Source organism: bacterium (assembly GCA_040756715.1).
In the GTDB taxonomy this organism is placed as follows: Bacteria; UBA9089; UBA9088; order UBA9088; family UBA9088; genus JBFLYE01.
The window spans coordinates 2,838-12,329 of the sequence record JBFLYE010000190.1; the positions used below are offsets into that span (position 1 = coordinate 2,838).

12 protein-coding genes and 2 tRNA genes are annotated in these 9,492 nt (G+C 35.4%); 4 read left to right on the plus strand and 10 right to left on the minus strand.

Annotated features, from left to right (window positions below):
* The first annotated feature begins 166 nt into the window (after nt 1–166).
* From AB1397_07255 to AB1397_07270, 4 genes are all read left to right on the plus strand, one after another.
* Nucleotides 167–493 (plus strand): hypothetical protein, encoded by a 327-nt coding sequence (locus tag AB1397_07255; protein MEW6482773.1) that lies wholly within the window; start codon nt 167–169, stop codon nt 491–493.
* Between the two features lie 8 nt (nt 494–501).
* Nucleotides 502–574: transfer RNA gene (locus tag AB1397_07260), tRNA-Gly, on the plus strand.
* Between the two features lie 87 nt (nt 575–661).
* Nucleotides 662–988, plus strand: a complete 327-nt coding sequence (trxA, locus tag AB1397_07265) for a thioredoxin (GenBank protein ID MEW6482774.1) — start codon at nt 662–664, stop codon at nt 986–988.
* Nucleotides 979–1,054, plus strand: a tRNA-Pro gene (locus tag AB1397_07270). The genes trxA and AB1397_07270 overlap by 10 nt, the downstream gene beginning before the upstream one ends.
* Nucleotides 1,055–1,122: 68 nt before the next feature.
* Here the strand turns inward: AB1397_07270 and AB1397_07275 are convergent.
* The 10 genes from AB1397_07275 to AB1397_07320 are packed head-to-tail and all read right to left on the minus strand — an operon-like array spanning nt 1,123 to nt 9,270.
* Complete coding sequence (locus AB1397_07275) at nt 1,123–1,668, minus strand: NAD(P)H-dependent oxidoreductase (GenBank protein ID MEW6482775.1); 546 nt, start codon at nt 1,666–1,668, stop codon at nt 1,123–1,125.
* Nucleotides 1,661–2,218: a 2-oxoacid:acceptor oxidoreductase family protein gene (locus tag AB1397_07280; protein ID MEW6482776.1), complete on the minus strand. Its 558-nt coding sequence runs from the start codon at nt 2,216–2,218 to the stop codon at nt 1,661–1,663. Before AB1397_07280 ends, AB1397_07275 begins: the two co-directional genes overlap by 8 nt.
* 24 nt (nt 2,219–2,242) lie before the next feature.
* Entirely contained in the window at nt 2,243–3,526 is a 1,284-nt protein-coding gene (gene purB / locus AB1397_07285; protein ID MEW6482777.1) for an adenylosuccinate lyase, read from the minus strand.
* 29 nt (nt 3,527–3,555) lie between these two features.
* Nucleotides 3,556–5,763 (minus strand): tetratricopeptide repeat protein, encoded by a 2,208-nt coding sequence (locus AB1397_07290; protein MEW6482778.1) that lies wholly within the window; start codon nt 5,761–5,763, stop codon nt 3,556–3,558.
* A gap of 37 nt (nt 5,764–5,800) precedes the next feature.
* The gene (locus AB1397_07295; GenBank protein MEW6482779.1) at nt 5,801–6,616 is read right to left on the minus strand and encodes a PHP domain-containing protein; all 816 of its coding nucleotides are present in this window, start codon (nt 6,614–6,616) and stop codon (nt 5,801–5,803) included.
* Nucleotide 6,617: 1 nt separating this feature from the next.
* Complete coding sequence (gene nusB, locus AB1397_07300) at nt 6,618–7,016, minus strand: transcription antitermination factor NusB (protein ID MEW6482780.1); 399 nt, start codon at nt 7,014–7,016, stop codon at nt 6,618–6,620.
* The gene (gene ribE, locus AB1397_07305; protein ID MEW6482781.1) at nt 6,985–7,476 is read right to left on the minus strand and encodes a 6,7-dimethyl-8-ribityllumazine synthase; all 492 of its coding nucleotides are present in this window, start codon (nt 7,474–7,476) and stop codon (nt 6,985–6,987) included. Before ribE ends, nusB begins: the two co-directional genes overlap by 32 nt.
* Before the next feature lie 9 nt (nt 7,477–7,485).
* Entirely contained in the window at nt 7,486–7,947 is a 462-nt protein-coding gene (locus AB1397_07310) for a Mut7-C RNAse domain-containing protein (GenBank protein ID MEW6482782.1), read from the minus strand.
* The gene (locus tag AB1397_07315) at nt 7,931–8,575 is read right to left on the minus strand and encodes an endonuclease III domain-containing protein (GenBank protein MEW6482783.1); all 645 of its coding nucleotides are present in this window, start codon (nt 8,573–8,575) and stop codon (nt 7,931–7,933) included. Before AB1397_07315 ends, AB1397_07310 begins: the two co-directional genes overlap by 17 nt.
* Complete coding sequence (locus AB1397_07320) at nt 8,572–9,270, minus strand: flagellar hook-length control protein FliK (GenBank protein MEW6482784.1); 699 nt, start codon at nt 9,268–9,270, stop codon at nt 8,572–8,574. Before AB1397_07320 ends, AB1397_07315 begins: the two co-directional genes overlap by 4 nt.
* Nucleotides 9,271–9,492: the final 222 nt, after the last annotated feature.

Consider the following 9,492-nt stretch of genomic DNA (forward strand, 5'->3'; position numbering starts at 1 on the left):
TTCAAAATTCAACATTCAAAATTCATAATTTTATAAAGTTTTCCTTAAGATTATCTAAACACATACATTTTGTAAAGCGTTATGGAATTAACTATAAAAATACCAGGGGGAGGGGGAATAATGATTCCAGGAAGACCTTCTGAAATAGAAGAAGAGTATAAAAAAGATGTTTTATAAAGAAGGAACAATTAAATTTTGGATAAGGATTTCCTTAAATCCAACATGGTTGAAGGATACATTGGGTTATAGCTTTATTGATAAAATGGTGGGTGATGCTAAGGTAAAAATATTAAAAACACCGGATATGAAGCTTTATGTTGAACACTATCATCCTTTAACATATTTTAGAACATTGTCTTATGATCTTAATCTATTAGATAAAGAAAAAGATCATCATATAGTTTTAACCTGGTCACCAATAGATTTAATTTTATACATTGATGGTAAACCTGTAGCTAAAATTGAAAATAGATTAGAAGCATTGGTTGTTTAGAAACTTTTGCGGGAGTAACTCAGCTGGCAGAGTGCAACCTTGCCAAGGTTGAAGTCGAGGGTTCAAATCCCTTCTCCCGCTTGAAGAAATGTTGAATTTTGAATGATGAATTCTAAATTAAAAGGAAAATTTTACAATAATAATTCAAAATTTAAAATTTTTTAAAATATGGCAATTGAATTGACAGACGAAAATTTTAAGAAGGAGGTTCTTGAAGCTGAAATTCCAGTAGTAGTAGATTTCTGGGCACCCTGGTGTGGGCCATGCAGAATGCTTGCTTCGGTAATTGATGAACTGGCAGAGGAGTATAAAGAAAAGGTAAAAATAGGCAAGCTCAATGTTGACGAGAATAGAAATATAGCAATAGAATATGGGGTAATGAGTATTCCAACCCTTAAGTTTTTTAATAAGGGACAGATTGTCAATGAGATAATTGGTGTAGTAAATAAGGATGTTTTGAAAAAGAAGCTTGATAAATTAATCTCCGGGGTGTAGCGCAGCCCGGTTTAGCGCGCCTGCTTTGGGAGCAGGAAGTCAGAGGTTCAAATCCTCTCACCCCGAAAAGGAAAGAAAAATAAAATGGGACAAAAGAGGATTTGAAGCCCGAAGCGAAGCGAAGGGCCGAACTATTAGATTTTATTAGGCGAAAAACGAGCAAGTGCGAGTTTTTGAGCCTTAGAAAGCCAAGATTGTGAAGCAATCGTTTGTTTTAAGGACTCCAAAGGTTCATCATCTCTTAAGATAATTCCATCTATAAGCCTTGCCCCAATTGTTGCAAAGAATGCCCTTATCACATCAATACATCCAGGGAAATTTTCTTTTTTTTCACAGGTTAAGATAAAAAATCCAAGGGCTTTTTTTTCTATTTTTCTATTCCATAAAACTTGGCATCGATCAATCATAGCCTTAAGATGAGAGGGAATGCCTTTAAAATAAACAGGCGAGGAAAGAATAATTATATCAGATGAAATAAGGCTTGGGATTACCTCCTCCATATCGTCCTTGATATTGCATATTCCATTTCTGCTACATTCAAGGCAGCCAGAGCAGGGTTTGATATTTTTGTTTCTAATATAGAGCCTTTCAGCCTCTACATTTTTAAGCAGGATGTTTAATGCTTTTTCTGATCTTCCATTTTCCCTTGGGCTTCCATAAATCGCAAGAAGCTTACCCAATTACTTCATCATATGCCCTTTTTATGGCAGAAATATTTCCTAAGAGAAGCTCCTTCTTTTTCTTTCCCAATTTCTTCTCTGTATATGAGATAAGGGTGTCAATGGGAAGGAGGTTTGAGACCTTTGCTAATGCAGAGAGCATCGGTGTATTTGGGAGATCCTTTCCAATGGTTTCTAAAGCAATCTTTGAGGCATCAAGCGTAAAAATGTTTTTATGGGTAATATTTTTCTTTTTCCTAAAATCCTCTGGCTTATCCTCTGTATTGACAATGAGCATTCCATTTTCACAAAGACCAGAGGTAACATTTTCTGTGTCAACCAGGGTTGGGTCTAAAACAACAACAATATCTGGCGATTTTATCCCACAATGTAGGGAAATAGGCAGGGAAGAGAGCCTATTAAATGCACAAACAGGTGCTCCCATCCTCTCTGGTCCATATTCTGGGAATGCCTGGACATATTTTCCCGCCTCAAGGCTTGCCTCAGCAAAGATTAAGGCAGCTGTCTTTGCTCCCTGTCCACCCCTTCCATGCCAGCGTATTTCAATCATACCCTTATTTTATACAATTTGCCATTAAAGTTCAAATACTTTTTTAAAGATATAGTCAAGATGAGAAAGGCTTTTTTTTATCTCAAAAGAGGTTTCAATCTCATCCTTTGATAAAACTTTATTTATCTCCTCATCCCTTCTTACATTCTCATAAAAGACCCCTTCGCTATGTGCTATCCTTTGAACAATTCCATAAGCCTCCTCCCTTGAAAGACCTTTGTCCACCATTTTAAGCATAAGCTCTTCTGAAAATATAAAGCCTCCTGTTTTATTAAGATTTTCTTTCATTTTTTCTGTAAAAACAACAAGGCCCGAGATTATCTTAAAAAATTCACAAAGGATAAAATCAAGAAGGATTGACGATGATGATAAAATGACCCTCTCAGCTGAAGAATGGGAAATATCCCTCTCATCCCATAAGACCATATTTTCAAGGCCTGCTTGGGCATTTGAGCGAATAATCCTTGATAAACCAGATATTCTTTCACACAAAACCGGGTTTTTCTTGTGAGGCATTGCCGATGAACCCTTTTGTCCTTTGAAAAAAGGCTCTTGCAATTCACCTATCTCTGTCCTTTGAAGGTTTCTTATATTTGTTGTAAATTTATCCAATGATGAGGCAACAATAGCCAAGGTTGTAAGGTATTCTGCATGCCTATCCCTTTGTATAATCTGGGAGGAAATCCTTGTTGGCTCAAGGTTTAAGTATCTCAAGGCAATTTCCTCAACTTTAGGAGAGATATGGCCATATGTTCCAACTGGACCCGAGATTTTTCCAACCGAAATTGTCTTTTTTAAATTCTTTATCCTTTCAAGGTTCCTCCTTGTCTCATCATACCACAATGCCAATTTTAGCCCAAATGTTATTGGCTCTGCATGGATACCATGTGTTCTTCCAATCATCATTGTACCCTTGTATTCAAATGCCTTTTCCTTAAAAGAAGAAAGAAGGTTGTTTATATCGGCCTCTATTATATCAAGACTTTCCCTCATTATTAAAGATAAGGCACAATCAACCACATCGTATGAGGTAAGCCCAAGATGGACATATCTGGAAGCTGGCCCAATGTTTTCAGCCAGATTTGTAAGCAAGGCAATTACATCGTGGTGGGTTTGCTTCTCTATTTCAGCTACCCTTTCTAGGGAAAACCTTGCATTCTTTTTTATTGCCTCTAATGCATCCTTTGGAATATTAGAAAGCTCCGCCTGTGCCTTACACACTGCAATCTCAACATCAACAATTCTTTGATAGCGATTTTTAAGACCCCAAATCTCTCTCATTCTTGGAAGGCTATATCGTTCAATCATAATTTTATTGATTCTTTAGATTTCCTTTCTTATTTTTCAAGCTCCTTTATCTTTTCTTCTATCATAACCCTTAATTGACCCTTTGAATATATAGATTCTGGATATTCCAGAAGAAGCCTTTTGTATGTTTTGACCGCCTCCTCCTTCATATTTAATAGGCTATAAGCACCTGCAATGTGGTATAGGGCATCGGGAATAAGGCTTCCCTCCTTGAATTTTTCCTCTAATCCCTGCCATTGTATTATTGCATTTTGATAATCCTTCATCTCAAAATAAATCTCTCCCTTTGAATATTGGGCATACTCTGCCCAATATGATGTTGGATATTGAGAAAGAATCTCATCAAATTTTTCCTCTGCTTCATCGTATTTTTTTTGGAATTGAAGGTTTTTGCCAGAATCATAAATCTCCTTTGCTTTTTCATTGGCTATTTTTTCATTAAGCCTTCCCATTGCAAGAAGCCCTGCCTTTGCATAACTTGTCTGGGGATAAAGCTCTACTACCTTTTTAAATGTATCAAAAGCCTTATTGTATTCATTGTTTTCATAATAGCTCTGTGCCATTTTAAAAAGGCTTCCTGCATCTTCGCTATTAAGCTTAAGAGAGATTTCAGAAAGGATATTCTTTGCCTTTTCTGTGTAGACCCCAGAAGGCCAGATTGAAATAATATTTTGCAGAATCCTTGCACATTCCTTATATTCGCCAAGCTCATAGTATTTAAAGGCAATATCAAATTGTGCCTTTTGCCTTTCCTCGCTCATCTCATCCTTTATTTTCTTTATCCTTTCATTTGAAAGGGGGGTATAAATAGAATCTGGATATAAAAGGGTTATTTTTTGAAACATCTCTAAAGCCCGTGAATAATCTTTTTCGTTTAATAATGAAATGGCTTGTTTGTAAAGGGTCTCTGCATCCTTTTCCTCCTTTTTAGATGCTAGCTCATCTAGTTTCTCTTGAGACCTCTTTGCATAATCTGTGGTTGGGTAAGAAGAAATTACGGCCTGAAAAGCTATCCTTGCCTCCCTTTCTTTTCCTTCTTTTTCAAGCTTTAAACCTTCATTGTATTTTAATCCTGCCTCTCTTTCATATTTTTCTTTATTTGCCTTTATAATGCCTTCCCTTGAGAGATTTGTGTATTCTGTTTCAGCAAAATCCCTTATCAGTCTTTGAAAACACCCGATTGCCTCATCATATTTTCCATTTTTAAGATAATTTGTTCCATTATCATAAAGTTTCTTTATCCTTGAGATGCTTTCTTCTGCTAGCTTTTCGTTTATTTCCAACAAAAGATTAGACACCTCTTTTTTGTATTTGCAATCTGGATATTTTTCAAGGAGTTCCTCGAGGCTTGCCTTTGCTTTTTCTAGGTCTTTCTTTTGTAAAGATTCCTTTGCCAAGCTAAATAATTCGCTTGTTTTTTTCTCTTCTAGCTTCTTTTCCACCTCGCTTTTTAGCCTTAATCCAGAATCATAGTATTTTTCCCCCTTGTTTTTTTCTAAAAAGCCCTTTATTGAATTTAAAGCATTATCATAATCTTGTATTTTAAAATAAGACCAGGCAAGGCTATATTCTGCATAAGGGGTATATGTTGTATCTGGATGAAGGGCAAGAAATTCATTATAGCCTTTTATAGCATCAGGGTATTTCTCTTGATAATAAAGGCTCTCTGCTATTTTAAACCTTGCATAAGGTGTATATGTAGAATAGGGGTATTCTTTTATAAAGCTTAAAAATTTATCATAAGAGCCTGTATATGAGCCTTTCTCAAAGAGCTGTTTTGCATTTTTTATCTTTTCTGTCTCATCCTTGGTTGGCTTTTTTGGAAGAAAGTCGTTAAGTTGGGAGGTGGCATATTCTGCCTCTTTTGTTCCTGGATACTCTATTACAAGCCTTTTTAATACTTCAATTGCCTCTTTCTTTTTGTTTAGCTTAAGATAGCAATCACCAAGCCTTGAAAGGGATGGTTTTACATATTCTGATTCTGGATAAAGAAAAAGGACATTTTTAAACTCCTTTTCTGCCTCATCATATTTTTCTAATTTAAATAGCCCTTCTCCTATTCTATATTGAGCAAGGGGGCTAAATTCTCCTTGGGGTTGATATAAAAGGTATTCCTTATATAGCCCTATTGCGGCTTCAAAATTTCCATTATTAAAGCCTTCATCTGCCTTTTTTATGGTATCTTCAGCCCTTAATAATCTTATAAAAAGAAAAAAAAGAAAAATTGTCTTTTTCATTGTATTTAATATAATAGCAAATCCCTTTTAAGTCAAGCTAGAAAATCTCTTTTAATAAAAGCCTTTCAACATCTTGATCATCAATTGTCCATTTTCCAAGGAATACATCTTCTCCCTTCATTTTTCCATGGCAATCAGAGCCACCTGTTACAAGAAGCCCATATTCTAATGCCTTTCTTCTTAAAAGCTTGGAAAGATTAGGATCAATCTTTGGATGGACAACCTCAACACCCATAATCCCAATTTTTATAAGGCTTGGTAATAATCCTATTGTATCATAAGGGTGTGCAAGGACAGGGATTCCACCCGATGCTTTTATTGTCTCAATTGCCTTCTCTGGCTTTGGAAGGTTTTCCCTCTCAACAAAGCCACATTTTCCAAAGGAAAGATACTTATCAAAACAAGAGAGAACAGAGGAAGAAAACCCCTTATCAAATAAAACCCTTGCAATATGAAGCCTTCCTATAGCACCTGGACCAGACACATTTTTTACCTCCTCATAATCTATCTTTATCCCTGCGCTTTGAAGCTTCTTTACAATCTTTTTTACCCTCTCTTCTCTTCTCTCCCTTATTGGAGCAAGAAAATCCCTCATTCCTTGGTCTTCTATATCTATAACATACCCAAGTATATGAATTTCCTCAATATTCCCCTCTCCTTCACATCCAATTTCAATGCCTGGAATTATTTTTACCTTTGAGGTTACATTTTCTATTTGAGAATAGCTATCCAATATATCGTGGTCTGTAATGCTGATATAAGACAATCCTAGTGCTTTAGCATATTTGATTATCTCCTCTGGTGTAAAGCTACCGTCAGAGTAAATTGTATGAAGATGCAAGTCAGATGGCATTTTAGTCGCTTCGCTTAATTTCTGTTTTTATTTTATCCAAAATCCCATTTATTATTTTATAAGAGGAGCTTGTGCTATACATCTTTGAAAGCTCAATTGCCTCATCAATTATTACGACGGCAGGCGCATCTTTGGAAAATAAAAGCTCATAGATAGCAATTTGAAGAATCTTGTGGTCAATTAGGGCAAGACGCTCTATTTTCCAGTTTTCAAGATGGGATTTTATTATTTTATCAATTGCCTTTTCGTTTTCCTTTACTCCCGAAACAATGCTTAATGAAAAATTATCCCTTTTTTCTGGATATAATGAGAAGAATTTATCTTCTCTCTTTTCTTTTGTTATTTCAAGCCAGTAAAGGAGTTCAAGGCTATATGCCCTTGCCCTTGTCCTTTTTCTCATTTATTGCCTTTAAGAGGTTCACCATCTCAATGGCTGAAATTGCAGCATCCCTTCCCTTGTTTCCAGATTTTGTCCCAGCCCTTTCAATTGCCTGCTCAATTGTATCAGCGGTTATAACCCCAAAGATTACTGGAGTTCCTGTTTCTCGTGAGATGCTTGCTATCCCCTTTGCAACCTCAGAGGCAATATAATCAAAATGTGGCGTATCACCCCTTATTATCACACCAAGCCCAATAATAACATCAAATTTCTTGCTCTTTGCAAGATGTGAGGCAATGTATGGAATCTCAAATGAACCAGGGGTATAAAAAAGGGAGATATTTTCATCTTCTACACCTTCTCTCTTTAAGGTATCTAAACAACCCTCTTTTAGCATATTTCCAATGAATTCATTAAACCTTGAAATGATAATTCCTATTTTAATGCCACATCCATCAAGCTTTCCCTCATATACCTTCATAAAAAAATGTTAACATATTAAAGAGCCTTCTGTCAAATTGTTTAAACTTTCCTTTATTTTCTCCCAATGATTTCCCCTCCAATAATATTTGCCACACAATGTGCAGAGAGAAAAATTATCATAGGAAGAAAAGACAATATCAGGAACATTATGATAAGCCTTTTCTTTTTCTATTCCCTCTAATATTCCATTACAGCTTGGACACCTTGTAAATATATCCTTTATGTCCAAATTAAACCTTTTTATCACTTGCTTAAGCTGGTTTTCTATATCCTCTGATTTTATTAAAAGTGATGTGACAGCAAATCTCTTTACCAAAAGCCTATCCCTTGTAAGGAGAATTCGTCTTTCCTCTTTTGCTTGTTTTATAACCTCATCGTCTGATATTTTTCTGCAATATTTGGCATCATAACCCATAATCCGAAGCCACCTTGCAAGCTTTCCGAGCATATCGTCAAGGATAAACTTCATTTAACGGACACCCCTTACATAATGGCTTGGTTTTTTTGCATACTTCTTTTCCAAGCTTAACGAAAAGGGCATGGTAGTTATTGAATAATTTGACATCTTTTGGAAGATTTTCCATAAATATTGATTGAATGGCATTATAATCTGCTTTTTCATCTATAATCTTATGCCTTACAAGGATTCTCTTTGTATATGCATCAACCACGAATATGGGTTTATTTCCTGCATATAGAAGAATAGAATCTGCGGTTTCATTTCCAATCCCTGATATTTCCAGGAGTTCCTTGCGAAGAGAAAAAAGCCCTTTTTCAAATAATTTTTCAAGGGAGCCATTATATCTTAAAAAGAGAAAATTTATAAATGCTTTAAGCTTCTTTGCCTTTTGGTTGTAAAATCCTGATGGTTTGATAATATTAGCAAGTTTTTCTTCTGGTATTTCATTTATCCTTTCTGGGATTAGGAGATTTTCTTTTTTTAAATTTTCAATTGCCTTTTCTACATTTTTCCAGGCAGTATTTTGGGTAAGGATAGCACCGATTATTATCTCAAATTGAGTTTCACCTGGCCACCAATTCATATCTCCAAATTTATGATAGAGAATTTCATATATCCTTTCAAGGATTTCTTTCATGCAGTAAATTCAAAGGATGCTTGTGTCCAATACAACCGAGCCAATTTGTCATCATTTGAATGAAATTGGGAAGATTCTTTTGGCTCAAATATGAAGCCTTGATTGGTTAGTTGGCTTTCATTATATGTTTTCTCCCAAAGATTCCTTTGTGTTAAAAAGCCATTTTCTATTGATACCTCAATATTTCCTATTTCTACTTCCAATTGGGAAAATGTTTCTCTAAGGTTATTTAGATTTGTTTCTATCAATTCTTTAAGGTGTGGGTTTCCTACGGTAAACTTTGTATCAAGAATACCTTCATTCATTGTAAGCTTCATATTCAGCTTTCCAAGAAATTCTGGTTTAAGAATGATATTCATTTCTGTTTGTGCCTCTTTTAGCTCTAAATCTGCTCTTTGGACTATCTCATAGAGCTTTTTATCTAAAGAAAAGTCTTGTCTCTTTGGATTTTCAATGGAGAAGTTTAATGTTTCAGGAGTTTCTTTTGGTAAGATTGGCTCTTCTAATATATTTGATTGGAAAATGGGGGATTTATTCTCTTTGTAATCTTTGTAATCTTTGGAATCTTTGGAAAAAAATTCATCATTTTCTTTATGTCTCTCAATGTTGATATTATGGTTGTTTTCTTTATCAAAGATTTGGATTGGGGATTCATTAGAATTGCGGATTTCGGAATACGAAGTATTGCGAAGCAATTGCGAATCTTTAATTTCGGATTTCAGATTATAAATTGTTTCCTGCGGCTTATTTTCCTTGGGTATTTCCTTTGGAATGTCTAATCCCTCAGGTTTGTTCCCTATATTCTGTATTCTGGGTTCTCTTGTCTGAATGTCGGTTGTCTGTGCTCTGGTGCTAGTAGGCTGCTCTGGTGCTCTGGTGCTCTGTATTCTATCGGGTATGTTTCATTGCATTGGTAT